The following is a 24869-nucleotide window of genomic DNA, read 5'->3' as shown; positions in this document are numbered from 1 at the left end:
CTCGCACTACGCTCGGCGGTATGAGCGAGCAGCAGCACCAGAACTTCGAGACCCTCGCGATCCACGCGGGTCAGCCGGCCGACGCCCAGACCGGGGCCGTGGTCACGCCGATCTACCAGGTCTCCACGTACAAGCAGGACGGGGTCGGGGGCCTGCGCGGCGGCTACGAGTACAGCCGGTCCGCCAACCCCACGCGCACCGCGCTGGAGGAGAACCTCGCGGCCCTCGAGGGCGGCCGCCGCGGCCTGGCGTTCGCGTCCGGCCTGGCCGCCGAGGACTGCCTGCTGCGCACGGTCCTGAAGCCCGGCGACCACGTGGTCATCCCCAACGACGCGTACGGCGGCACCTTCCGGCTCTTCGCCAAGGTCGTCGAACGCTGGGGCGTGCAGTGGTCGGTCGCCAACACCTCCGACCCGGCGGCGGTCCGGGCCGCGCTCCGGCCCGAGACCAAGGTGATCTGGGTCGAGACGCCCAGCAACCCGCTGCTCGGGATCACCGACATCGCGGCGCTGGCGGACATCGCGCGCGGCGCGGACGCCCGGCTCGTCGTCGACAACACCTTCGCCAGCCCCTACCTGCAGCAGCCGCTGGCGCTCGGCGCCGACGTGGTCGTGCACTCCACCACCAAGTACATGGGCGGGCACTCGGACGTGGTCGGCGGCGCGCTGGTCGCGGCCGACGCGGGGCTCGGCGAGGAACTGGCCTACCACCAGAACGCGATGGGCGCCGTCGCCGGCCCCTTCGACGCGTGGCTGGTGATGCGGGGCATCAAGACGCTCGCGGTGCGCATGGACCGCCACAGCGAGAACGCGGCCCGGGTCGCGGAACTGCTCTCGCTGCACCCGAAGGTCACCCAGGTCTTCTACCCCGGGCTGCCCGAGCACGCGGGGCACGACGTCGCGGCCAAGCAGATGAAGCGGTTCGGCGGGATGGTCTCCTTCCGCGTCGCGGGCGGCGAGGAGGCGGCCGTCGAGGTGTGCAACCGGGCGCGGCTGTTCACGCTGGGCGAGTCCCTGGGCGGCGTCGAGTCCCTCATCGAGCACCCCGGCCGGATGACGCACGCCTCGGTCGCGGGCTCCGCGCTGGAGGTCCCGGCGGACCTGGTGCGGCTCTCCGTGGGCATCGAGTCCGTCGACGACCTCCTGGAAGACCTCCGCCAGGCCCTCGGCGCGTAGCGCCCCGTTGCCGGGTGCGGCGCCGTTGTGGTTGCGGTTGGGGTTTCTCCCCCCGCCCTCCCGCCCGATTGCCCGGCGCGGTCAGTGCGGGTCGCGCACCGTGTGCCTGGGTCGGTGCCGCGCCGGCGCACGCCCCCAGCCTTCGGCCGGGGGGACCCCCACCTCGGCGCTCGCGGTTTGGCCCTACGTCGTTCGGAGCCGGGTTCGCCGCTCGTCCCCTGCGGGGGCACCCCGCCACACCCCCTCCGGTTGTCGGGGCGCATGACGGCCGGTGGGGGGTCAGTGGGGCACTTGCGGCGACCCCGGACCGCTTTCTGAACCCCCACCGGCCGTTGGTCGCCCGCGATAGGGAGGGGGCGGGGTCGTTGGGGGCACCCCCGGCCGAAGGCTGGGGGAGGGTGGGCGTTCTGGACGCTGACGTGTATTTGTTGTGCGGCAGAGACGGCACAGCAAGTGCCGCCCGCCATGCACATAAATATGCGGTCCAGAATGCCCAGCCCCGGAGGCCCCGACCCCGGCCCACCCACGAACCGCGCGAGGCCCGCACCAACCGCGCCGGATGGGGGTCCCCCCGGCCGAAGGCTGGGGGAGGGCGGGAGGGCGGGTGGACGCCCGCCGCAGGCGCAACGCACCCGCACACCAGGCACCGGCCGCGAGGGGCACCCCCGGCCATCCGGCGGAGCCGATCACCACTCGCCGGGCGTCGTGTCGAGCGGCTCCGCCGCCGGCCACCACAGCGCCGCGAGGACGAGCGCGACGACGACCGCCACGACGAGCAGCGTCCACAGGACGGCGTGCAGCACGCGGCGGCGGGCCAGGACGCGGCGGCCGCGCTCGGCGGCGCGCGGGGCGAGGTCCACCGGCACCGCGGGGTGAGGCCCGTCGAGCAGCCGGCGGACCTCGTCCTGCTTGCGGTCGTACGGGCTCACGACGCGACCTCCCGCACCCGGGGCGCCGCCCCGCCGCGGGCGGGCCGGCTGCGCAGGGCCGCGCTGGCCCGCAGGGTGATCACCCGCACCCGTTCCGACGGCATGCCGAGCTGCGCGGCGGCCTGTTCCTCGGCGATGCCCTCGTACAGCCGCAGCACGATCACCAGCCGCTCCCGCACGTCGAGCGGCCCGAGCACCCCGCCGCGCGGACGGCGCCACCAGGGCCGGTGGGCGAAGCGGCGGACGATCTCGGCGCGGGTGCAGGCGTACGGGTCCTCGCCGCGCATCCGGAACCAGTCCGCGTAGCTGCGCGACAGGGCGGCGCACAGCAGCTCGGTCCCTTCCGCCCGGTCCCCCGTGAGCAGGACGGCGACGTGCAGCAACCGCCCTGCCGCGCCCGCCGCGAACGCCTCGAACTCGGCCTCGCGCAGGCGCTCCGCTGCCTCCCGGCGCTCTCCCACAGCGACATGGGACGGCAGACGGCGACCTCAGGTCAAGAGTTCTGCTCGTCTCCTTGCGTGACGGAGGAGTGGTACTGCGCGAGCGCGCCGTTGAACCGGCCGAGGAGGTCGGTGAAGGACTCGCGCTCCTGCGGCGTCCAGTCCTCCGTCACGACCGCCATGAGCTGCTGCCGCGAGCTGCGGACCTCCTCCAGGCGGGAACGTCCGCGCGGGGAGAGCGCGAGCACGACCGCCCGCCCGTCCTCGGGGTGGGAGGTGCGCTTGACCAGTCCGCTGTCCACGAGCGGGGCGACCTGGCGTGTGACGGTGGAGGAGTCGATGCCCATGCCCTCCGCGAGCGCCTTCACGCCCATCGGGCCCTCGTTGTCGAGGCGGTGGAGCAGCAGGTACGCGGCCCGGTCCATGGAGTTGCGGGCCTTGCCGACGCCACCGAGGCGCGTCTGTTCCGCGCGGCGGGCGAAGAGCGCCACCTCGTGCTGCAGGCGCTCCAGGAGGTCGGTCGTGATCTCCGAGGGGGGAATGGGCATGGCCGGAAGCTCGCGTTCTGTCGGTCCTGCGAAGGTTGGGAGAAGAGTACGCGGAGAGCGTCACCCCGGGACCCCGCCGCGGAAAACTGCTCGGTCCGTCCGGGCGGTGGCCGCTGCTGCAAGACTGGGGACCATGGAAAGCCCCGCACGTCCGGCACGTCGCACCAGTCGCGCGGTGGTGGCCGCGCGGCCGTCTCCGGTCACCATCGACGATGTGCGCGGCGCGCACAAGATGCTGTCGGGTGTGGCCCGCGTGACCCCCATGGAGGGCAGCCGCCACCTGTCCCGTCTGGTGGCCGCCCCGGTGCACCTGAAGTGCGAGAACCTGCAGCGCACGGGCTCCTTCAAGGTGCGCGGCGCCTATGTGAGGATCGCCGGTCTGCGGCCGGAGGAGCGCGCGGCGGGCGTGGTCGCGGCGAGCGCCGGCAACCACGCGCAGGGCGTGGCACTGGCCGCGTCGCTGCTCGGGGTGCGCTCCACCGTCTTCATGCCGTCCGGCGCCCCGCTGCCGAAGGTCGCGGCGACCCGCGACTACGGGGCGGAGGTGCGGTTGCACGGGCACGTGGTGGACGAGACGCTGCGCGCCGCCCAGGAGTACGCGGAGCAGACGGGCGCGGTCTTCATCCACCCCTTCGACCACCCGGACATCGTCGCCGGGCAGGGCACGGTGGGCCTGGAGATCCTCGACCAGTGCCCGGAGGTGCGCACGATCGTCGTGGGGATGGGCGGCGGCGGGCTCGCGGCCGGTGTGGCGGTGGCGGTGAAGTCGGTGCGCCCGGAGGTGCGGGTCGTCGGCGTGCAGGCGGCGGGTGCGGCCGCCTATCCGCCGTCGCTGGCGGCGGGGCGGCCGGTGGCGCTGGACGCGGTGGCGACCATGGCGGACGGGATCAAGGTGGGCTGCCCCGGGGAGGTGCCGTTCGCCATCGTCCGGGACCTGGTGGACGAGGTGTGCACGGTCACCGAGGACGAGCTGTCCAGTGCGCTGCTGCTGTGCCTGGAGCGGGCGAAGCTGGTGGTCGAGCCGGCCGGGGCGAGCCCGGTGGCGGCTCTGCTGTCGCGGCCGGAGGCCTTCGACGGGCCGGTCGTCGCCGTGCTGTCCGGCGGCAACGTCGACCCGCTGCTGATGGAGCGCACCCTGCGGCACGGCATGGCGGCCGCCGGGCGCTACATGTCCTTCCGGCTGCGGCTCACGGACCGGCCGGGAGCGCTGGCGGCGCTGCTGGAGATCCTTTCGGCGAGTGACGCAAACGTGCTGGACATCGCGCACGTGCGCACGGATCCTCGGTTGGGGCTGACCGAGGCGGAGGTCGAGCTGCAGCTGGAGACCCGCGGCCCCGAGCACCGGGCCGCCGTGGCGGCGGCCCTGCGGACGGCTGGGTACGTGCTGCTCTGAGGCCGTTCGGGCCGGATTGTCAGTGGGGTGCGGCATGGTGGAGTCAGGGTGTCGTGGACGCGGGATGACGCGTGCGGGCGGAGCACGGATAAATCCGCTTGACGCGATATATCGCGTCTGGGATGCTCGCGACACATCGTGGTGCGCTGCCGTGCGGCCGCGTGCCCGCACAGTCCCCATGCACCCCAAGCCCCGAATCGGAGACATCGCATGCCAGGCGCCATCCATGCCGAAGGTCTGGTGAAGACCTTCGGTGACGTACGGGCACTGGACGGAGTGGACCTCGACGTCCCTGAGGGGACCGTCCTGGGCCTCCTCGGCCCCAACGGGGCCGGGAAGACGACCGCCGTACGCGTCCTGACCACCCTGCTGCAGCCCGACAGCGGCAAGGCCGTCGTGGCCGGCATAGACGTGCTGAAGCACCCCAACGAGGTGCGCCGGCAGATCGGCCTGTCCGGTCAGTTCGCGGCGGTCGACGAGTACCTCACCGGCCGCGAGAACCTGCAGATGGTCGGCCAGCTCTACCAGATGAGCGCCCGGGACGCGAAGGCCCGCGCGGCGGAGCTGCTCGAGCGCTTCAACCTCGCCGAGGCGGCCGACCGTACGGCCAAGACCTACTCCGGCGGCATGCGGCGCCGGCTCGACCTGGCGGCCGCGCTGGTCGTCAGGCCGCCGGTGATGTTCATGGACGAGCCGACGACCGGCCTCGACCCCCGCAACCGCCTCGCGCTGTGGGAGGTCATCCAGGACCTGGTCGCCGGCGGCACCACGCTGCTGCTCACCACGCAGTACCTGGAGGAGGCCGACCACCTCGCCCACGACATCTGCGTGATCGACCACGGCAAGGTCATCGCCCGCGGCACCTCCGACGAGCTCAAGGCGCGGACCGGCGGCGAGCGCGTCGAGGTCGTCGTCCACGACCGCGAGCACCTGGTGACCGCCACCGAGGTGCTGAACGGCTTCGGCAAGGGCGAGACCGCCGTGGACAACCACACCCGGCGGATCACCGTGCCGGTCACGGGCGGCGCCAAGCTGCTCGCCGAGGTCATCCGTGAGCTCGACACCCGCGGCATCGAGATCGACGACATCGGTCTGCGCCGGCCCACGCTCGACGACGTGTTCATGTCCCTCACCGGCCACGCCGCCGAGGAGAAGGAAGAGGAGTCCCAGTGACCACGGTGACCGACGCGGTCTCCACCAGCGCGCCGCGCACCTCCAACCCGATCGTGCAGTCCGTCCGCGACTCGCTGGTGGTCGCCCGGCGCAACCTGATCCGCATGCTGCGCATCCCCGAGGTCGTGATCTTCGGCCTCGTGCAGCCGATCATGTTCGTGGTGCTGTTCAGCTACGTCTTCGGCGGCTCCATGAACGTCGGCGGCTCCACCAGCCCCGCGCTCTACCGCGAGTTCCTGATGGCCGGCATCTTCGCCCAGACCGTGACCTTCGCCACCGCGGGCGCCGGCGCGGGCATCGCGGACGACATGCACAAGGGCCTCATCGACCGCTTCCGGTCGCTGCCCATGGCCCGCGGCGCGGTGCTCACCGGCCGCACCCTGGCGGACCTGGTGCAGACCGCCCTGACCGTCGTGGTGCTCGCCATCGTCGCCGTGCTCGTCGGCTGGCGCGTCCACGAGGGCCTGCCCAAGGCGCTCGCGGCGTTCGGCCTGCTGCTCCTGCTCGGCTACGCCTTCTCCTGGATCGGCGCCCTGATCGGCTTGTCCGTCCGTACCCCGGAGGCGGCCACCTCCGGCGGTCTGATCTGGCTGTTCCCGCTGACGTTCATCTCGAACGCCTTCGTGGACTCCAACCAGATGACCCCCTGGCTGCGGCACATCGCCGAGTGGAACCCGTTCAGCGCCACCGTGCTGGCCTGCCGGGAGCTGTTCGGCAACCTGCCGCCGAACTACCAGACCCCGGACGTCTGGCCGATGCAGCACCCGGTGCTCGCCTCGGTGCTGTGGTCGATCGTCATCATCCTGGTCTTCCGCACCCTCGCGGTGCGCAAGTACCGCTCGGCGACCGCCTGACCCCGGCCCGCGGGCGCACGCCCGCGGCACACGACGAGCCCCCGGCCTTCCGGCCGGGGGCTCGTCCGCGTCTTGGGGGCGGCGTCAGCCGCTGTGCGGCTTGGCCTCGATGATCCGCACCGAGGCCTTCTTGCCGTTCGGGAGCTCGTACGTCGCGTCCTCGCCGATCTTCTTGCCGTTCACGCCCGAGCCGAGCGGGGACTGCGGCGAGTAGGTCTCCAGGTCGGAGGAGACGTACTCGCGCGAGCCGAGCAGGAACGTCAGGGTGTCGTCGGGGTCGCCGTCGAAGGCGATCGTCACGACCATGCCGGGCGCGACCACGCCGTTGTCCGCCGGCGCCTCGCCCACCTTGGCGTGCTGCAGGAGCTGCGTCAGCTGGCGGATCCGGAGCTCCAGCTTGCCCTGGTCCTCACGCGCCGCGTGGTAACCGGCGTTCTCCTTGAGATCGCCTTCCTGACGGGCTTCCTCGATCTTGGCGACGATCTCGGTGCGTGCGGGACCCGACAGGTGCTCCAGCTCTGCCTTGAGCTGGTCGTACGCCTCCTGGGTCAGCCAGGTGACGTTCTCGCTGGTCTGGGTCACAGGTGCTCCTCGTCGTACTCGAACTCGCTTGCTTACAAATGAACGCCCTACCCAAAAAGATGCGTCTTCGCGGGAGGGCGAAACCACGAGCGTAACAATTCCCCCCGACAATCGGCGAGAGGGAAATCATCAAGAAGCGATAAACGCAGGTCAGGGGGCGAATGACCGGGCAGGTCGGATCATCGGGCGGGCTGGCAGCCGACCAGTTCCGCGGTAGTGCCGCGACTGGTGGTGCGAATGGTGACGACGGTGTCGATGCGACCGGTGTGCTGATTGAGGCGAACGTCCTTGCGTCCGACTTCGCTGTGGTCCTCGGCGAGCGAACGCAGGGTGCACACCGCCGTCACCCCTGTGTCCTTGCGCACCTCGATGTGGACCTGGACCTCCTGGTCGGAGACGACCTGGAACTTGATCAGTTCGGCGCTGACCTCCGTGCCGGTGAGCTTGTCCCAGCCGATCCAGCCGACGAACAGCAGCAGCACCACACCGAGCACCGAGCCGACGAGCCGCAGCCTGCGGTCCGCACGCGCGTCGGCCTCGGCCTCCCGCCCGTACCGTCCCTGGGGCAGTCCGTCGCGCACCGCGCTCATCGTTCAGTCCTCCCGGGGCCCGGGGAATCCCGCCTTGGAATCAAACAGCCCCTCGCTTCGGTCACTATAGAAGCCGCTACTTACGACCCATGACTGAGGATCCGACCTTGACCGAGCAGCTGCGACTGATGGCCGTGCACGCACACCCCGACGACGAGTCCAGCAAGGGCGCGGCCACCATGGCCAGGTACGTCTCCGAGGGCGTCGACGTCCTGGTCGCCACCTGCACCGGTGGCGAGCGCGGTTCCGTGCTCAACCCCAAACTGCAGGGCGACACGTACATCGAGGAGCACATCCACGAGGTCCGCGCCAAGGAGATGGACGAGGCGCGCGAGATCCTCGGCGTCCACCAGTCCTGGCTCGGCTACGTCGACTCCGGGCTCCCCGAGGGCGATCCGCTGCCCCCGCTGCCCGAGGGCTGCTTCGCCCTCCAGGACGTGGACGAGGCCGCGGGCACCCTGGTGAAGCTCATCCGCGAGTTCCGCCCGCACGTGATCACCACGTACGACGAGAACGGCGGCTACCCGCACCCCGACCACATCATGACCCACAAGATCTCGATGGTCGCCTTCGACGCCGCGGGCGACCCCGAGCGCTACCCCGAGGCCGGCGAGCCGTGGACGCCGCTGAAGCTCTACTACAACCAGGGCTTCAACCGGCAGCGCACCGTCGCCCTGCACGAGGCCCTGCTCGCCCGCGGCCTGGAGTCCCCGTACGGGGAGTGGCTGGAGCGCTGGCAGACCGCCGACCGGCCGGAACGCAACATCACCACGCACGTGCCGTGCGCGGACTTCTTCGAGATCCGGGACAAGGCGCTGCTCGCCCACGCCACCCAGATCGACCCCGACGGCGCCTGGTTCCACGTCCCGATGGAGGTCCAGAAGGAGATCTGGCCGACCGAGGACTACGAGCTCGCGAAGTCCCGGGTGGACACATCCCTCCCCGAGGACGACCTCTTCGCGGGCATCCGGGAGAATTGAGCGCGTGAACGCGACACTCGGCACGGCCGCAGCCCAGCTCGTCCCCCTCGCCGTCAAGGACCTGGACGAGAACAAGGTGACGCCCGGCCTCCTCGGCTTCGTCATCTTCGCCCTCATCGGCCTCTCCCTGTGGTGGCTGATGAAGAACATGAACAAGCAGTTCAAGAAGATCGACTTCGAGGAGCAGCCGGATCAGCCGGAGCAGGCCGGGCAGCCCTCGGAGCCGGCCAAGGCCTCCGCCGCTTCCGGCGCCGAGGGCCCCGGCCGCAAGGGCTGAGGCACGCCGGACACCCCCTCCCGGCACGGGAGGGGGTACGGCGGCGCGCTCACTCCGGCGCGGCGACCGTGACCCGTGTGAAGAGCAGCGGGACGCCCTCGTCGTCGGAGCGGGTGTACGAGGTCCGCACCGCGACCACCCGCACGTCGTGGTCGTGCACGGCGACGTGCCCGCCGACGGCCGGTACGGGGAGCGCCCCGCTGGAGACGATCACGGCGAGGCCGTCGTCGACGCCGTCCGGTGCGTCCCAGGCGAAGGTGATCGTGTGCCGCACCGGACTCTCGTGGTAGATGCTGGCCTCGCGCGGCAGCGCCTGCTCCCGGTCGCGGATGGGCTGGAGCGCAGCGGGCAGCCGGTCCATGGTTCGTCCTCTCGCGGTCGGTCCCCGTCGCGATTGTCGCCCGTGGGACGCCCCGGAGCGGGTGACACGCTGGGCCGGGCCCTCAGCCCTCCACCGCCCGGTCCACCGGCACGGCCATCACCATGCGGGCGCCCCGCGACGGCACCATGCCCAGCCGCCAGGCCTCCCACGGGGTACCCGGCTCCACGCCGCGCTCCAGCAGCAGGGCGTAGGCCTCCGCGTACTCCTGCAGGTCCAGGTCGCGGCCCTCGTACGGGTCGTCCGTCAGCCGGGCGAGCCGCCCGCGGGCCTCGGCGGCGCCCTCGCGGGAGAGCAGCGGCAGCAGCGTGCACTGCAGGAAGCGCGCCCACGCCAGGCCGCGCCGGTCGTCCATCCCGGCGAAGAGCCGCTCCGCCTCCCGCACCAGCTCCAGGGCCGCCGGGACCCGCCCGTTGCCGGCGTCGACGACGGCGAGCTCCACACAGGACCAGCCCTCGCCGTGCGGCACCCCGACGCGGTGGAAGTCGGCGCGGGCGTCCTGCAGGAGCTGGCGGGCGAAACCGCTGTTGCGCAGGTTGCCGGTGAGCGCCGCCCGCTGGTCGCGGGTGACCCGGCCGGAGTGGTGGCGGGCGCAGGCCAGCCCGTAGACGTCCCGCATCCGGCTGAACATGGTGCGGGAGCGCTCCAGGGCCCGCAGGGCCGCGTCCAGCTCACCGCCCTCCTCCAGTGCCTGGCCGAGGTAGTACAGCGACCACGCCTCGCCGCGGGCGTCCTCGTTCGCGCGGTGGCGGGCCAGGGCGTCGCCCAGCAGGTGCTGGGCGGCGCCGGCGTCCCCGCGCAGCAGGCGGGCGCGGCCGAGCTGGGTGACGGTCCAGGCCTCACCGCGGGGGTCGCGGGTCGCGGCGTAGCACTCGCCGGCGGTACGCAGTTCGGTCTCGCCGCGCCCGGCGTCGCCGAGCCGCAGCAGCAGTTGCCCCAGTTGCAGGTGGGCCCAGGCCTCGCCGTGCACGCTCTCGCTCTCCCGGTGCAGGGCCAGCGACTCGGCCAGCAGCCCGTGCGCCTCCGCCAGCCGGCCGGCGTCGCGCAGCACCGCCGCCAGCGCGTGCTGCGTCCAGGCCCGGTCGGCCCGCAGCTCGTCGCCGGCCTGCAGTTCCAGGGCTTCCCGCAACTTGGCCTCCGCCTCCCGCAGGCCGCCCTGCTGGTGCAGCGTGATGCCCAGGCTGCACAGGGCGCGGGCGGCGCCCGCCGGGTGCTGCGCCTCGAAGTACAGGTCGACCACCGACGACAGCGTCGAGCGGGCCTTGTCCAGCTCGCCGAGCTGCCGCGCGGCGATGCCGGTGCGCCACTGCACCGAGCGGACCAGCACCGACTGGTCGGCCTCCCGCTGGTGCGCCTGGGCCAGCTCGCTGATCTCGCCCAGCCGGTACAGGTCGCCGCGGAGCAGGCAGTAGTCGCACAGCGCGCCGAGCAGGTGCTGCACCACCCGCTGGTCGACGCCGTCGGAGTGCCGCAGCGCCGCGGTGATGAAGCTCGACTCCTCGTCCAGCCAGCGCAGCGCCTGGTCCAGCGAGGGGAAGCCCTGCGGCCCGAAGCGGTCGGCGCGGGTCGAGGTCCGGCCGTCGACGAGCCGGATGACCGCGTCCGCCAGCTCGGCGTAGCTGCGGATCAGGCGCTCCTGGGCGGCCGCCCGCTCGGCCGGGTCCTCCTCGTCCAGCAGGCGCGCGTGCGCGAAGCGCCGTACGAGGTCGTGCAGCCGGTAGCGGCTGCCGCGCACGTGCTCGATGAGACCGGCCGAGGCCAGTTCCCCCAGCCGCCGGGCCGCCTCCTGCTCCTCCGCCCCCAGCAGGGCCGCGGCGGCCGCCGCGCCCAGGCTCGTCCGCCCGGCGAGCGCCAGCCGCCGCAGCAGCCGGCGGGCGGGCTCGGGCTGGTCGTGGTAGCGCAGCGCCAGCGCACGGTCGACCGGGCCCACCGGGCCGTACGCCGCCAGGTCGGCCGCCAGCCGCTCCGCGCCCCGGTCGGGCAGCGAACTGCCCGCGATGCGCAGCGCCAGCGGCAGCCCGCCGCACAGCCGCCGTACGGCGTCGGCGGCACCGGCGCCGTCCGCCGCCGTGAGGGCGCCGGACGACAGGCCGGCCAGCAGCTCCCGTGACGCCTCCGCCCCGAGCGGGTCCACCGGCAGGGCGTAGACGCGGGCCGCAGGCACGTCGAGGGAGAGCGGTTCCGCCGACGTGACCAGGACGAGGCTGTCGGAGCGCTCCGGGACCAGGGCGCGGATCTGCTCGGGTCCGGCGGCGTCGTCGAGGACGATGACGACGGGCACGTCGGTGAGGTGCTTCTGGTACTGGTCGGCCAGGCGCCGCAGATGCTGCTCCTGGGAGGTGCGCTCGCGGAACAGGAGTTGTTCGCGGGGCGCCCCGAGCCGGTTGAGCAGGTGCAGCAGCGCGTCCCGTACGGGCAGCGGGCGCTCCCCGGGAGCGGCGCCGCGCAGGTCGACGACGCAGGCGCCGCGGAACTGGTCCTTGAGCTGCTGGGCGGCGCGCACGGCGAGCGTGGTGCGCCCGGAACCGGCCTGGCCGTGCAGGACGACCACGACGGGCTCCGACGCCGGGGAGACCCGCGCCTGGTGCACCCACTGGGCGATCTGCCGCAGCGGGTCCCGGCGGCCGGCGAACGGCCCCTCGGTGGCGGGAAGCTGGGCGAAGGACTGCTCCAGGACGCTGCGTCCCCGCGCGGCGGCGCTGCGGTCGGTGCGGCGCTGCGCCGGCACCTTCGCGGGGGCCGGCGCGGCGCGCCGGCGTTCCAGGAACGGCCGTACACCGCGCTGTTCCACGGCCTCCAGCCAGACCTGCCGCAGGTCCTGCGGCCGCGTGCCGCCACCGCCCGTCGCCAGCGCGGCCGTCACGGCCGCACCGGCGACCGCCACCACGCCGCCGACGCCCAGCGCGGTGGAGGTCGGCGTGCCCCAGCCGAGGTCCGCCACGCATGCCGCGACGGCGGCGACGGCGGTCACCAGCGCGGGGGTGACCAGCGACGACCGGCGGCCCGAGCGTTCCGCCGCCAGCGCGGCGGTGTACACCCCGTACTCGGCCGCCGCCGCGGCCGCTATCTCGTCGACCGCCGCCCGGGCCTGCCGCAGCGCCTCCTCCGCCTCGCCGGAGCGCCCGCCCTGCGGCTCACCGGCGACGGCGCGTTCCAGCAGCCGTAACACCTCGGCCCGGTCGGACGTGCTCAGTTGCGTCTGCCGTCGCGGCGTCTGCTTCGTCACCCATGGCCCCCTCGGTAGCCGCCCGTCCCCAAGTGTCCTGCCGAACACGTCACATCGCGACACCGCGTGCGCGGGCGGACACGCCCGGACGTGCCCGGACCGCCCGCCCCGTGCGGCGGCTGGAACGCCTTTTGAGCGCCTTTGCGGCTCATGCGTCGTGACGCAAAGGTGACTTGTCCTCTGACCGACAGGTGAAAGTGCTGACCGCCGCCGGTGGCGGGGCCACGCTGTCGCCCCATGAGACAGATGAACTACAGGTGGCGGCCGAGGGTCGGAACCCCTCGGCCGCAGTATGTGGCGGCCGCTGCCCTCGCCGCGCTGCTGGCGGGTCTGACCGCCACCCCCGGCGCCGCCCAGGGCACCGAGCGGGCCGACGCGGCCGTGCAGGGCGAGGCAGCCGGGTCCACCGGATCCGCCCGGCACCACGTCACCCTGATCACCGGCGACCGCGTCACGCTGGAGACGGCCCCGTCGGGCGGGCAGAGCGTCTCGATCCAGCCGGCCGCGGGCCGGGAGCACATCACCTTCGTCAAGCGCCAGATCGGCGGCGACTGGTCGGTCATACCCGCCGACGCGCTGCCCCTGCTCGCGGCGGACCGCCTCGACAAGGCGCTGTTCAACGTCTCGGCCCTGGCCAGGGGGAAGTACGCCGAGCGGTCGAGGCTGCCGCTCATCGTCGAGTACGCGGGTGACGCGGGCACCGCCGGACGCCGGCTCACCGCGGCCGGTGCCGACGGTGTCCGCACCATCGCCGGGACCTCCTTCGCGACCCTCGGCCAGGACCGCGCGGGCGCCGCGGAGTTCTGGAAGGACATCGCCCCCGCCAAGGCGGGCGCCACGTCCTTCGGCGCGGGCATCCGCCGGGTCTGGCTCGACGGCCGCTCCAAGGTCCAGCTCGACCGGACGGTGCCGCACATCGGGGCACCCCAGGCCTGGGCGAAGGGCTACCGGGGCGACGGCGTCAAGGTCGCGGTGCTCGACACCGGCTACGACCCGAACCACCCGGACCTGGGGGGCCTCATCGAGGAGTCCGCCAACTTCACCGCCGAGGCCGGCACCGACGACCTGAACGGCCACGGCACCCACGTCACCTCGACCGTCGCCGGTTCCGGCGCGGCCTCCGACGGCCGGTTCAAGGGTGTCGCGCCCGGCGCGCGGATCCTGTCGGGCAAGGTCTGCAACGCGGGCGGCTCCTGCGACGACTCCGACGTCCTCGAAGGCATGGCCTGGGCCGCCGAGCGCGGCGCCAAGGTGATCAGCCTCAGCCTGGGCGACGCCGACACCCCGGAGACCGACGCCCTCGAGGCCATGGTCGAGAGCGTCACCCGTGACCACGGCGTCCTGGTCGTCGCCGCGGCCGGCAACAGCGGCCCCGGCAAGGTCGGTTCCCCCGCCTCCGCCGACCGCGCGCTCGCCGTCGGCGCCACCGACCTCGACGACGAGCTCGCCCACTTCAGCTCGATCGGCCCGCGGGTGGGCGACTTCGGCCTCAAGCCGGACCTCGTCGCCCCCGGCGTCGGCGTCGTCGCCGCACGCGCGGGCGGTACGACCGCCGAGGACGGCTACACCGCGATGGACGGCACCTCGATGGCGACCCCGCACGTCGCCGGTGCCGCCGCCATCCTCTTCCAGCAGCACCCCGACTGGACGCCCGAGCAGGTCAAGCGCCAGCTGATGCAGTCGACGGCGGCCGGCAAGGAGCGCGGCACCTACTTCCAGGGCGCGGGCCGGGTCGACGTCGCCCGCGCGGTCGGCCAGCAGGTCACCGCCGGGACCACCGCAGTGGACTTCGGGCAGATCCGCTGGACCGACGGCCCGCGGCCGCCGGTGCAGAAGACGATCACCTACCGCAACCCGGGCAGCGCGCCCGTCACCCTCGGCCTGTCGCTCAACGTCTCCCACGACGCGGGCGAGCCCGCGCCGCAGGGCCTGTTCCGGCTCGGCGCCGACCAGGTCACCGTGCCCGCCCAGGGCACCGCCGACGTCACCGTCACCGCGACCCCGGAGACCGCCACGACGTACGCGGCGTACAGCGGCGTGGTCATCGCGGCCACCGCCGACCAGGCCGTCTCGGTGCGCGTCCCGGTCGGCATGGACGTCGAGCAGCCCTCGCACAGCCTCCGCCTCACGGTGAAGGACCGCGCGGGCAAGGCCCCCGCCCACGCCTACCTGCTCGTCACCGCGGCCGACGGCGAGGTCCGCGAGGTGGAGCTGCACGGCAAGTCCGGCACCGAGCTGAGGGTGCCGCGCGACGGCAGGACCTACTCCGTGAACGGCTTCCTCTTCGACGCGGAGTACACCGAGGCAACCGTGGTGGGCGCGCCGAAGATCGTGATGAGCGCCGACCGGGACGTCGCCATCGACGCCCGGAAGGCGAAGCCCGTCACGGTCTCGGCCCCGAGTCGCTCGGCCCGCATCAAGTACGCCGAGGTCGGTACCATCGGCCTGGACGGCAACCCGTTCTCCGTCCCCGTGAACGACGCGGTCGGCGGCGACCGCATCGCGAACGTGTACGCCGTCCCGACGGCGACGTCCAAGGACTCGACGTTCACCTACCTGGTCAGCACCATCTGGGTCGATCCCGCGGGCACCGACGGGAACCCCTCCTCGGTCTACTACCTCACCCGGCCGGTGCGCGGGCAGATCCCGGCCGATCCCGGCTACCGCCCCCGTACGTCGCAGCTGGCCACGGTGAACAGCACCCTCGCCGCCACCGCGCCGGACACCACCGCGTACCGCAGTGTGTGGCTGTCCCTCGGCAAGCTCCGCTGGGTCCACGGGATGGACGGACTCCCGCTCCCGAACCGGCGGGTGGACTACTTCTCGCCGTCCGAGGACCTGCGCTGGCAGAGCGTCTTCGAGCAGAACTTCTTCACCAGGCCGGACGCCCACGGGCAGAGCTTCCTCAGCCGCCTGCACAGCTACCGGGCCGGAACCTTCGAGGAGCGCTGGAACCAGGGCGTCCAGGGCTCGGGCTTCTCGCCCGAGTGGGTGATCACCTCCCGCGAGGGCGACGCCATGACGTTCGCGATCCAGGACGCCGCCAACGGGAACCTCGACCTGGTGGCCGGGACGACGTCCAGCAGCCGGCCGAAGTGGGAGCTGCGACGCAACGGTGAAGTCGTCTCGACGAACCGGGGGTTCGCCACCGTGCCGGCCGACGTCACCCCCGCCGACTACGTCGCGACGTTCGAGCAGGAGCGCGACCTCGTCCCCAGCACCATCTCCACGCGTCTGAAGTCCGAGTGGCGGTTCCGGTCGCAGACGACGGCGACCCGGCAGGCACTGCCGATGATGGCCGTGCTCATGTCGCCCCGGCTGGACGAGTGGAACGGGGCCGAGGCCGGTTGCCGGTTCGACATCCCGGCCCTGGTCCAGCGTCCGGTCGGCGCAGCCGAGTCGCCCGTCCGCACCTTCACCGCCGAGGTCTCCTACGACGAGGGCAGGACCTGGCACACGGCCAAGGTCAAGGGCACCGGGACGAAGCGCACCGTGACCGTGGACCACCCGCGCCGCTCCTCGGCCGGTTCGGTGAGCCTGCGCACCTACGTCAAGGACGCGGCGGGCAACTCCTTCAAGCAGACCGTGATCAAGGCCTACCTGCTCAAGTAGCCGCCGAACGGCTCGGCAGGGCCCGCCGGATCCGTCCGGCGGGCCCGCACCGCCGTCCGCTCAGAGCCAGTTGCGGCGCGCCGCGTGCCAGCCCAGCTGCATGCGGGTGGCGACGCCCGCGAGGCTCATCAGCCCCTGGATGCGCCGCTGGACGGTGCGCTTGCTCACGCGCAGCTGCCCGGCGATCGCCTCGTCGGTCATGCCGGCGACCATCAGGGAGAGCAGGTGCCGGTCCTCCGCGACCGGCGCCGCCGGATCCTCCGGCCCCGCACCGCCGATCTGCCCCTCCTCGGTCACCCGCAGCGGCGCGCCGACCTCCCAGTAGTGCTGGAACAGGTCGATCAGCGCCTCCAGCAGGCTGCTCTCCCGCACCAGCGCCGTCTTGAGCTCCCGCGGACCGGCCGGCGCACCGGCGGAGGACAGCGGGAGGACGGCCAGCGACCGGTCGGCCACCGCCATCCGCAGGGGCAGCCTGGGCACCGCCCGGGCGACCTCGCCGGCGCGCACCCCCTTGACGACGTTGTCCACCGCACCGGGGTCGTCGAAGTAGGCCTGCTCGTACAGGACCCGGTACAGCACGCCCCGGCCCAGCGCGTCGTACTCCTCCCGGTTGCTGCCCGCGGGCATCGCCACGTGGCGGGCCTTGCAGAACCACAGCATCTCGTGGCGGACGCCGTCCTGGAGCTGCCGCAGACGCTGCCGCAGCGCCGCCGCGCCGCTGATGACCTCGATCGCCTCCCCCGCTCCCCAGGAGCGGGCGCTGCGGCGGTAGGTCTCCACCAGCCCGAGCACGACCGCCCGGTCCTGCTCCAGTGCCTCCGCGTGGCGCTGCAGCCGGGGTACGAGCGCGACCTCCGGCGGGATGGCCGCGAACGCGCCGGGACTCTCCTCCAGCGCGTACGCCAGTCCCTTGGCCTCCAGAGCGAACAGCAGCCGCCCGACCGCCGGGCGGCCGAGGTCGGTAAGTGCGCAGATCTCCTCGGCGGACGCCGACTCGGTGACGAGCAGCAGCCGGTACACCTCGGCCTCGGCGGCCGTGAGACCCACCGTCTCCAGCATGTCGGCCCCTCTCGCAGCACCGTCCGCCGGTCGATTCCATCAGCACGAACGGCTGCGGACAACGTCCGTTGCCGCGGGCAACCGGGCTCGCCGCGCGGGGACGGGACGCCGGACGGCGCGATGTGTGAGGCTGGGGGCATGGTCAATCGACTGAGCGGTTCCACGTCCCCGTACCTGCTGCAGCACGCCGACAACCCGGTGCACTGGTGGCCGTGGGGCGAGGAGGCCTTCGCGGAGGCCCGGGACCGCGGGGTGCCGGTGCTGCTCAGCGTGGGGTACAGCAGCTGCCACTGGTGCCACGTCATGGCCAGGGAGTCGTTCGAGGACGAGGCGACCGCCGCCTACCTCAACGAGCACTTCGTGTCGGTGAAGGTCGACCGCGAGGAACGCCCCGACGTCGACGCCGTCTACATGGAGGCCGTGCAGGCGGCGACCGGGCAGGGCGGCTGGCCGATGACGGTCTTCCTGACGCCCGGGGGCGAGCCGTTCTACTTCGGCACCTACTTCCCGCCCGCCCCGCGGCACGGCATGCCCTCCTTCCGGCAGGTGCTGGAGGGCGTCGAGGCCGCCTGGCGCGAGCGCCGCGACGAGGTCGGCGCGGTCGCGGCGAGCATCGTGAAGGACCTGGGCGGACGTTCGCTGACCCTCGGCGGGACGGCCGCCCCGGGGGAGGAGCAGCTCGCGGCGGCACTGCTGGGGCTCACCCGGGACTACGACCCCTCGTACGGCGGGTTCGGCGGCGCGCCGAAGTTCCCGCCGTCGATGGCCCTGGAGTTCCTGCTGCGGCACCACGCCCGCACCGGTTCCGAGGGCGCCCTGCAGATGGCGCGGGACACCTGCGAGGCGATGGCCCGCGGCGGCATCTACGACCAGCTCGGCGGCGGCTTCGCGCGCTACTCCGTGGACCGCAAGTGGGTCGTGCCGCACTTCGAGAAGATGCTCTACGACAACGCGCTGCTCTGCCGGCTCTACGCGCACCTGTGGCGCGCCACCGGCTCCGACCTGGCCCGCCGGGTCGCCCTGGAGACCGCGGACTTCCTCGTGCGCGAGCTGCGCACCCACGAGGGCGGCTTCGCCTCCGCGCTCGACGCCGACAGCGACAAGCCGGGCGGCGGCCACGGCGAGGGCGCCTTCTACGTCTGGACGCCGGCGGAACTGGAGGAGGTCCTCGGCAAGGAGGACGCGGCGCTGGCCGCCGAGTACTTCGGCGTGACGGAGGACGGCACCTTCGAGGAGGGTGCGTCCGTGCTCCAACTCCCCGCCGACGGTGGCTTCGTGGACGCCGGGCGGATCGCCTCGGTGCGCCGGCGGTTGTTCACCGCGCGGGAGGGACGGCCCCGCCCCGGCCGCGACGACAAGGTCGTCGCCGCCTGGAACGGGCTGGCGGTCGCCGCGCTCGCCGAGACCGGCGCGTACTTCGAGCGCCCGGACCTGGTGGCGGCCGCCGTCGACGCCGCGGACCTGCTGGTGCGGGTCCACATGGACGCCCGCGGCCGGCTCGCCCGGACCTCGCGGGACGGCACGGTGGGCGGCAACGCCGGGGTGCTGGAGGACTACGCCGACGTCGCGGAGGGCTTCCTCGCGCTCGCCGCGGTGACCGGCGAGGGCGTGTGGCTGGACCTCGCCGGGCTTTTGCTCGACTCCGTGCTGCGGCACTTCACAGGGGAGGATGGCACGCTCTACGACACCGCCGACGACGCCGAGACGCTGATCCGCCGCCCGCAGGACCCGACCGACAACGCCGCCCCCTCGGGCTGGACGGCCGCGGCCGGCGTGCTGCTGTCGTACGCCGCGTACACCGGCTCGTCCCGCCACCGCGAGGCCGCCGAACGGGCGCTGGGCGTCGTGGGCGCCCTCGCCGGACGGGTGCCGCGGTTCATCGGCTGGGGGCTGGCGGTCGCCGAGGCGGCGCTCGACGGCCCGCGCGAGGTCGCCGTGGTCGGCCCGGCGGGCGACGCCGGCACGGCGGCGCTGCACCGCACCGCGCTGCTGGGCACCGCCCCGGGCGCGGTGGTCGCGGTGGGGGAGCCCGCCACGGACGAGTACGCCCTCCTGGCCGACCGCCCGCTGCTCGACGGCCGTCCCGCGGCGTACGTCTGCCGGCACTTCGTGTGCGCGGCGCCGACCGCGGACCCGCAGGCCCTGGCGGAGCAACTGGGCGCCCGCTGAGGCGCGTCGCGTCGTGCAGCCGCGCGGCGTTCGCCGGCATCTCCCTCGCGCGCAAGGCCGGTCGGTGAACCGGCCTTGCGCGAACCGCCGTTGAGTGACATGGCGTCCGGAACCCCTCCGCGTCGCGTGCCGACGCTCCCCGCTGGTCCGCGGAGCCGCCGCGCGGTTCCCGATCGCTAGCGGCAGAGGTTGGCCGCGAGGAGGGCCAGCGAGCGGTCGAGGACGGCGGCGAGGTCGGCGGTGCCGTCCGAGTCGAGCCAGTGGAAGACGGCCTCGGACCAGGCCCCGATCAGCGCCGCGACGACGACCCGGATCTCGAAGTCGTCCTCGGGGCGGCCGAGGCGTTCGGCGGTGACGGAGGCCAGCAGCCGGCTGGACTCCTGGATGTTCTCGCCCATGCGGGCGCGGATGGCGGGCACCGAGCGCACCAGCCGCAGCCGCTGCCGCATCTCCTCGAACTCGCCCTCGTCGGCGAGCATCTCGCGCAGCGGGCCCAGCAGGGCGTGCCGCAGCGAGGCGACGATGGGCTCCTGCGCCGGGCGGGCGCGCAGTTCGGCCACCATGACGGGGTCGTACTCGTCGGAGAGGACGATGTCCTCCTTGGTGGGGAAGTACCGGAAGACCGTGCTGGCCGAGACCTCGGCCGTGGCCGCGATCTGCTCGACGGTGGTGCCGTCGTACCCCTGCGCCTCGAAGAGCCGGTAGGCCGCGCGGCGGATGGCCCGCCGGGTCCGGATCTTCTTGCGTTCGCGCAGGCTCGGTCTGGTCGGTACGGTCACGCTCGTCATTGTCGTGCATCGACGGCGGGCGGGGCCATCCGCGCGGTGCCGGGCACCTCCTGGCCGGTGCGGGGGTCGGGGAGGAAGAGCGCGGTCAGCACGGCCGCCACGAGCGAGGCGGCGGCGCAGGCCAGCAGGGCGAGGTCCATCCCGTGCACGTACGCCGCGTCCGCCGAGGCGGCGAGCGCCGGGTCGCCGAGGGCGGCCGCGACCGCGTGCGCGGCCCCCACGGAACCCGAGGCGGCGTCGGCGGCCGCCGCGGGCAGGCCCGTGGTGGCGAGACGGTCGGTGTAGGCGCCCGCCAGCAGGCTGCCCAGGAGGGCGACACCAATCGCGCCGCCGGTCTGCCGCAGGGTCATCAGCAGTCCGGAGCCGCTGCCCGCGCGGTCCCGGGGCAGCGCGCCCAGCGCCGCGTCCATGGCGGGGATCATCGCGAAGCCGAAGGCGAAACCGGTGACGGACAGCCACAGCGCGGTCGCCCCGTAGCCGTCGTGGACGTCGGTGCGGCTGCCCAGCGCCGCGGCCGCGGTGAGCAGGAGCAGCCCCGCCGTGACGACCGGCCGCGGCCCGAACCGCGCGACCAGCGGCGCGCTGCCCCGGACGGCGACGATCAGGCCGCCCATCATCGGCAGCAGCCGTACGCCGGTGCCGAGGGCGTCGTTGCCGAGCACGGCCTGCAGGTACTGCGGCAGGACGAAGAGCAGGCCGGTGAGGATGAAGGTCACCAGCGTCGCGGCGACCGCGTTCCACAGGAAGCCCCGCTGCCGCAGCAGACCGAGGTCGAGCATGGGCCGCTCCAGCCGGCGTCCGCGGAGCACCAGCCCGGTCAGCAGCGCGACGGACGAGAACAGCGTCAGCAGCACCAGCGGGTCGCCCCATCCGCGGCGCGGCCCCTCGATGATGCCGAAGACCAGCGCGCCGAGCCCGGCCACCGCGAGGACGGTGCTGGGCGGGTCGACGCGGGGCGTGGCGGGGTCGCTGGTCTCGGGCAGCAGGAACAGGCAGGCGGCGATGCCGAGGACGACGAGCGGGATGTTGACCACGAAGATCGAGCCCCACCAGAAGTGGTCGAGCAGGGTGCCGCCGATGATCGGCCCGAGCGGCATCCCCAGCGCCATGGCGGCGGTGACCGCGCCGACCGCCTTGGAGCGCTCCTCGGGCCCGAACAACGAGGGCAGGACGGACAGGGCCAGCGGCATGACGAGTGCCGCGCCCAGGCCCATCACCGTGCGGGCGGCGACGACCGGTCCCGGACTGTCCACCAGGGCGCCGAGCACCGAGCCGACGAGGAAGATCCCGAGCCCGGCGACGAGCATCCGCCGCCGTCCCCAGCGGTCGCCCAGCAGGCCCGCGGGGAGCATCGCGGCGGCGAAGACCACCGTGTAGCCGTCGACGATCCACTGCTGGTCGCCGGTGTCCGCACCCAGCTCCGCGGCCATGGTCGGCAGTGCGACGTTGAGGATCGTCATGTCGAAGCCGAGCACGAGCATGCTCGCCACCAGGGCCCCGAGGGCCCACCAGTGCCGTGGATCGGCCGTCGTCGTCATGAGGGTCTCCTCCGGCGGGCGCGGGGCACCGGCTGACCGGGCACCAGGACGACATCCGAAAGTCGCCGTCAAATGACAGTGACTCTCAAAAAAGAGTAGCTGTCACTTCGGGCATGCGAAAGCCCCGCGGACCGCCGTCGCGGTCCGCGGGGCTCCAGGGCCGTCGCGGAAGGGCTACGCGTGGTTGTAGGCAACCAGCGAGATGCCGACGTAGTGCACGATGAACGCGGCCAGCGTGAACGAGTGGAAGACCTCGTGGAAGCCGAAGAAGCGGGGCGAGGGGTTGGGCCGCTTGGTCCCGTAGATCACCGCTCCGACGCTGTACAGCAGGCCGCCCACGACGATCAGGACGAGCACCGCGATGCCGCCCTGCCGCATGAAGTCGGGCAGGAAGAAGACCGCCGCCCAGCCGAGGGCGATGTAGCAGGGGGTGTAGAGCCAGCGCGGCGCACCCACCCAGAAGACGCGGAACGCGATGCCCGCCAGGGCCCCGGCCCAGACCAGCCAGAGCAGGACCTCCTGCTTGCCGTCGGGCAGCAGCAGGAGCGTGAAGGGCGTGTAGGTCCCCGCGATGATCAGGAAGATGTTCGCGTGGTCCAGTCGGCGCAGCACCGCCGAGGCCCGGGGGCCCCAGTCGCCGCGGTGGTAGAGCGCGCTCACGCCGAACAGCGCGCAGGCGGTGAGCGTGAAGACGGCGCAGGCGATCCGTCCGCGGGTGCTCTCGGCGAAGGCGGTCAGGGCGACCCCGGCGACAAGGGCGGCGGGGAACATCCCGGCGTGGAGCCACCCCCTCAGTTTGGGCTTCAAGGGGGCGGCAGCGGATGCGAGTTCTTCAAGGGCGGCGGGCACAACGGGAGTCTCGTCCACGGAGCTCATGAAATCAATGCTACCTACGGTTGCGTAGGTTACCGATCCGTAGTACGGGGTGTCGCCGGACGTTGGGAGTGGCGATGCTCACCCCACGCGCCCTGGACAGATCGCGTTTCCTGTCCTGATACTCATATGAGTGCGGACGGCACCGGATGAGCATCCCACGACAGCAGCATCCGGGTCGCAGCCCCCAAGGGGCCGACAACACACCCTCGGAATCTGACGCCAGGTGAGTGCACACCGGGCGGAACGGAGCGATCGTGGCGCGCGTCAATGCGGCTCCCACCAATCACCAGGACCTGATCGCATGGGTCGGCGAGATCGCCGAGCTGACCCAGCCGGACGAGATCGTGTGGTGCGACGGCTCCGAGGAGGAGTACCAGCGCCTCGCGGACGAGCTCGTCTCGAAGGGCACCTTCAAGAAGCTCGACCCGATCAAGCGCCCCAACTCGTACTACGCCGCCTCCGACCCGACCGACGTCGCTCGTGTGGAGGACCGCACCTTCATCTGCTCCGAGCGGGAGCAGGACGCCGGCCCGACCAACCACTGGAAGGCCCCCGCCGAGATGCGGGAGATCTTCACAGGGGAGCACGGGGGCACCTCCCAGGCCGAAGGCTCCGGGGGACTGTTCCGCGGCGCCATGCGCGGCCGCACCATGTACGTCGTCCCGTTCTGCATGGGCCCGCTCGGCTCCGAGCTGTCCGCGATCGGCGTGGAGATCACCGACTCCGCGTACGTCGCCACCGCCATGCGGACCATGACGCGCATGGGCCAGGACGTGCTGGACGAGCTGGGCGAGGACGGCTTCTTCGTCAAGGCCGTGCACTCCGTCGGCGCCCCGCTGGAGCCCGGCCAGGAGGACGTCCCGTGGCCGTGCAACTCCACCAAGTACATCTCGCACTTCCCCGAGAGCCGTGAGATCTGGTCCTACGGCTCCGGCTACGGCGGCAACGCCCTGCTCGGCAAGAAGTGCTACGCCCTGCGCATAGCCTCGGTCATGGCCCGTGACGAGGGCTGGCTGGCCGAGCACATGCTCGTCCTCAAGCTCACGCCGCCGCGGGGCGAGGCCAAGTACGTGGCCGCCGCCTTCCCTAGCGCGTGCGGCAAGACCAACCTCGCCATGCTGGAGCCGACGATCCCCGGCTGGACCGTGGAGACCATCGGCGACGACATCGCCTGGATGCGCTTCGGCGAGGACGGCCGCCTCTACGCCATCAACCCCGAGGCGGGCTTCTTCGGCGTCGCGCCGGGCACCGGCGAGCACACCAACGCCAACGCGATGAAGACCCTGTGGGGCAACTCGGTCTTCACCAACGTCGCCCTCACCGACGACAACGACGTCTGGTGGGAGGGCATGACCGAGGAGCTCCCGGCCCACCTCACGGACTGGAAGGGCAACTCCTGGACGCCGGAGTCCGGGACCCCGGCCGCCCACCCCAACGCCCGCTTCACCGTGCCCGCCGCCCAGTGCCCGACGATCGCGCCCGAGTGGGAGGACCCCAAGGGCGTGCCGATCTCGGCCATCCTGTTCGGCGGCCGCCGCGCCTCGGCCGTGCCGCTGGTCACCGAGTCCTTCGACTGGCAGCACGGTGTCTTCCTCGGTGCCAACGTCGCCTCCGAGAAGACCGCCGCCGCCGAGGGCAAGGTCGGCGAGCTGCGCCGCGACCCGTTCGCGATGCTCCCGTTCTGCGGCTACAACATGGGCGACTACTTCGGCCACTGGGTCAAGCTCGGCCAGAAGCACGACGCCGACAAGCTCCCGAAGATCTACTACGTGAACTGGTTCCGCAAGGACGCGGACGGCCGGTTCGTGTGGCCGGGCTTCGGCGAGAACAGCCGCGTGCTCAAGTGGATCGTCGAGCGCCTCAACGGCCAGGCCGAGGGCGTCGAGACCCCGATCGGCGTCCTGCCGGCCGAGGGCTCCCTCGACACCAGCGGTCTGGACATCTCCCAGGCGGACCTCGACCTGCTGCTCTCGGTCGACGTCGACACCTGGCGGCACGAGGCCTCCCTCATCCCGTCCCACCTGGAGACCTTCGGCGACCACACGCCCAAGGAGCTGTGGGACGAGTACCGGGCCCTGGTCAAGCGTCTGGACTAGGCCCCACCGGAATCCGGGCGGCCCGACCCTCCCCGTGCGTGCGGCGCGGGCGGGCGGCCCGGTGGTGGGCATGGCCCGGTCGTGGGATCCCCGACCCTGACCATGGCCCCGCGGGCGGGCCGCGCCGACCCTCACGCCGAGGGCCGGGACCGGAGGCACGAACTCCGGTCCCGGCCCTCGGGCGG

General features: G+C 73.0%; 20 protein-coding genes. 9 read left to right on the top strand and 11 right to left on the bottom strand.

Translation table 11 applies throughout. From position 1 onward, the window contains the following. Positions 1 to 20 precede the first annotated feature (20 nt). Complete coding sequence (locus OG937_18330) at positions 21 to 1175, top strand: cystathionine gamma-synthase (protein ID WUD73498.1); 1155 nt, start codon at positions 21 to 23, stop codon at positions 1173 to 1175. 686 nt (positions 1176 to 1861) lie between these two features. Here the strand turns inward: OG937_18330 and OG937_18325 are convergent. Genes OG937_18325 through OG937_18315 form a run of 3 tightly spaced genes read right to left on the bottom strand, consistent with a single transcriptional unit; the run spans position 1862 to position 3092 of the window. Next, positions 1862 to 2104, bottom strand: a complete 243-nt coding sequence (locus OG937_18325) for a hypothetical protein (GenBank protein ID WUD73497.1) — start codon at positions 2102 to 2104, stop codon at positions 1862 to 1864. Further along, complete coding sequence (locus OG937_18320) at positions 2101 to 2565, bottom strand: RNA polymerase (GenBank protein ID WUD73496.1); 465 nt, start codon at positions 2563 to 2565, stop codon at positions 2101 to 2103. Before OG937_18320 ends, OG937_18325 begins: the two co-directional genes overlap by 4 nt. Before the next feature lie 32 nt (positions 2566 to 2597). Next, positions 2598 to 3092, bottom strand: a complete 495-nt coding sequence (locus OG937_18315) for a MarR family transcriptional regulator (GenBank protein WUD73495.1) — start codon at positions 3090 to 3092, stop codon at positions 2598 to 2600. 232 nt (positions 3093 to 3324) lie between these two features. Between OG937_18315 and ilvA the strand changes: the two genes are divergently transcribed. The 3 genes from ilvA (at position 3325) to OG937_18300 (ending at position 6512) form a co-directional block, all read left to right on the top strand. Beyond that, positions 3325 to 4485, top strand: a complete 1161-nt coding sequence (ilvA, locus tag OG937_18310; protein ID WUD78802.1) for a threonine ammonia-lyase — start codon at positions 3325 to 3327, stop codon at positions 4483 to 4485. Positions 4486 to 4695: 210 nt separating this feature from the next. Next, positions 4696 to 5658, top strand: coding sequence for an ATP-binding cassette domain-containing protein (locus OG937_18305; GenBank protein ID WUD73494.1), 963 nt, complete (start codon positions 4696 to 4698; stop codon positions 5656 to 5658). Next, entirely contained in the window at positions 5655 to 6512 is an 858-nt protein-coding gene (locus OG937_18300; GenBank protein WUD73493.1) for an ABC transporter permease, read from the top strand. Before OG937_18305 ends, OG937_18300 begins: the two co-directional genes overlap by 4 nt. Before the next feature lie 84 nt (positions 6513 to 6596). On the opposite strand, the gene greA is transcribed toward OG937_18300, so the two are convergent. After that, complete coding sequence (greA, locus tag OG937_18295) at positions 6597 to 7094, bottom strand: transcription elongation factor GreA (protein ID WUD73492.1); 498 nt, start codon at positions 7092 to 7094, stop codon at positions 6597 to 6599. 179 nt (positions 7095 to 7273) lie between these two features. After that, positions 7274 to 7684, bottom strand: coding sequence for a DUF4307 domain-containing protein (locus OG937_18290; protein ID WUD73491.1), 411 nt, complete (start codon positions 7682 to 7684; stop codon positions 7274 to 7276). Between the two features lie 107 nt (positions 7685 to 7791). Here OG937_18290 and mca point away from each other — a divergent pair, with 107 nt between their 5' ends. Further along, positions 7792 to 8664, top strand: coding sequence for a mycothiol conjugate amidase Mca (mca, locus tag OG937_18285; GenBank protein ID WUD78801.1), 873 nt, complete (start codon positions 7792 to 7794; stop codon positions 8662 to 8664). A 4-nt stretch (positions 8665 to 8668) separates the two neighbouring features. Continuing rightward, positions 8669 to 8941, top strand: a complete 273-nt coding sequence (locus OG937_18280; protein WUD73490.1) for a hypothetical protein — start codon at positions 8669 to 8671, stop codon at positions 8939 to 8941. A 49-nt stretch (positions 8942 to 8990) separates the two neighbouring features. On the opposite strand, the gene OG937_18275 is transcribed toward OG937_18280, so the two are convergent. Next, positions 8991 to 9302 carry a hypothetical protein gene (locus OG937_18275; GenBank protein ID WUD73489.1) on the bottom strand — a complete coding sequence of 104 codons (312 nt, stop codon included), beginning with the start codon at positions 9300 to 9302 and terminating at the stop codon, positions 8991 to 8993. An 82-nt stretch (positions 9303 to 9384) separates the two neighbouring features. Beyond that, positions 9385 to 12546, bottom strand: a complete 3162-nt coding sequence (locus OG937_18270) for a tetratricopeptide repeat protein (protein ID WUD73488.1) — start codon at positions 12544 to 12546, stop codon at positions 9385 to 9387. 294 nt (positions 12547 to 12840) lie between these two features. Here OG937_18270 and OG937_18265 point away from each other — a divergent pair, with 294 nt between their 5' ends. Beyond that, complete coding sequence (locus OG937_18265; GenBank protein ID WUD73487.1) at positions 12841 to 16158, top strand: S8 family serine peptidase; 3318 nt, start codon at positions 12841 to 12843, stop codon at positions 16156 to 16158. Between the two features lie 60 nt (positions 16159 to 16218). On the opposite strand, the gene OG937_18260 is transcribed toward OG937_18265, so the two are convergent. Then, a complete protein-coding gene (locus tag OG937_18260) occupies positions 16219 to 17217 on the bottom strand; it encodes a TrmB family transcriptional regulator (GenBank protein ID WUD73486.1) in 999 nt (332 codons plus the stop codon). Between the two features lie 138 nt (positions 17218 to 17355). Here OG937_18260 and OG937_18255 point away from each other — a divergent pair, with 138 nt between their 5' ends. Then, positions 17356 to 19386, top strand: coding sequence for a thioredoxin domain-containing protein (locus OG937_18255; GenBank protein ID WUD73485.1), 2031 nt, complete (start codon positions 17356 to 17358; stop codon positions 19384 to 19386). Positions 19387 to 19562: 176 nt separating this feature from the next. On the opposite strand, the gene OG937_18250 is transcribed toward OG937_18255, so the two are convergent. The 3 genes from OG937_18250 to OG937_18240 form a co-directional block, all read right to left on the bottom strand. Beyond that, on the bottom strand, positions 19563 to 20174 hold the full coding sequence (locus tag OG937_18250) for a TetR family transcriptional regulator (protein ID WUD73484.1): 612 nt from the start codon (positions 20172 to 20174) through the stop codon (positions 19563 to 19565). Beyond that, the gene (locus OG937_18245; protein WUD73483.1) at positions 20171 to 21712 is read right to left on the bottom strand and encodes an MFS transporter; all 1542 of its coding nucleotides are present in this window, start codon (positions 21710 to 21712) and stop codon (positions 20171 to 20173) included. Before OG937_18245 ends, OG937_18250 begins: the two co-directional genes overlap by 4 nt. A 174-nt stretch (positions 21713 to 21886) precedes the next feature. Beyond that, positions 21887 to 22588: a hemolysin III family protein gene (locus OG937_18240; GenBank protein WUD73482.1), complete on the bottom strand. Its 702-nt coding sequence runs from the start codon at positions 22586 to 22588 to the stop codon at positions 21887 to 21889. A 254-nt stretch (positions 22589 to 22842) separates the two neighbouring features. Here OG937_18240 and OG937_18235 point away from each other — a divergent pair, with 254 nt between their 5' ends. Then, the gene (locus OG937_18235; protein WUD73481.1) at positions 22843 to 24684 is read left to right on the top strand and encodes a phosphoenolpyruvate carboxykinase (GTP); all 1842 of its coding nucleotides are present in this window, start codon (positions 22843 to 22845) and stop codon (positions 24682 to 24684) included. Positions 24685 to 24869: the final 185 nt, after the last annotated feature.

It is taken from the genome of Streptomyces sp. NBC_00510 (assembly GCA_036013505.1).
GTDB lineage: Bacteria > Actinomycetota > Actinomycetes > Streptomycetales > Streptomycetaceae > Actinacidiphila.
Note: the sequence above shows the minus strand (reverse complement) of the source record. Positions and strands in the feature narration are given on the sequence as shown.

What these genes read in the sequence shown, in the direction of transcription:
- OG937_18330 (WUD73498.1), top strand. Translation starts at nt 21, where the DNA reads ATGAGCGAGCAGCAGCACCAGAACTTCGAGACCCTCGCGATCCACGCG.
- OG937_18315 (WUD73495.1), bottom strand. Translation starts at nt 3,092, where the DNA reads ATGCCCATTCCCCCCTCGGAGATCACGACCGACCTCCTGGAGCGCCTG.
- ilvA (WUD78802.1), top strand. Translation starts at nt 3,325, where the DNA reads ATGCTGTCGGGTGTGGCCCGCGTGACCCCCATGGAGGGCAGCCGCCAC.
- OG937_18305 (WUD73494.1), top strand. Translation starts at nt 4,696, where the DNA reads ATGCCAGGCGCCATCCATGCCGAAGGTCTGGTGAAGACCTTCGGTGAC.
- OG937_18290 (WUD73491.1), bottom strand. Translation starts at nt 7,684, where the DNA reads ATGAGCGCGGTGCGCGACGGACTGCCCCAGGGACGGTACGGGCGGGAG.
- OG937_18275 (WUD73489.1), bottom strand. Translation starts at nt 9,302, where the DNA reads ATGGACCGGCTGCCCGCTGCGCTCCAGCCCATCCGCGACCGGGAGCAG.
- OG937_18260 (WUD73486.1), bottom strand. Translation starts at nt 17,217, where the DNA reads ATGCTGGAGACGGTGGGTCTCACGGCCGCCGAGGCCGAGGTGTACCGG.
- OG937_18255 (WUD73485.1), top strand. Translation starts at nt 17,356, where the DNA reads ATGGTCAATCGACTGAGCGGTTCCACGTCCCCGTACCTGCTGCAGCAC.
- OG937_18250 (WUD73484.1), bottom strand. Translation starts at nt 20,174, where the DNA reads ATGACGAGCGTGACCGTACCGACCAGACCGAGCCTGCGCGAACGCAAG.
- OG937_18245 (WUD73483.1), bottom strand. Translation starts at nt 21,712, where the DNA reads ATGACGACGACGGCCGATCCACGGCACTGGTGGGCCCTCGGGGCCCTG.
- OG937_18240 (WUD73482.1), bottom strand. Translation starts at nt 22,588, where the DNA reads ATGAGCTCCGTGGACGAGACTCCCGTTGTGCCCGCCGCCCTTGAAGAA.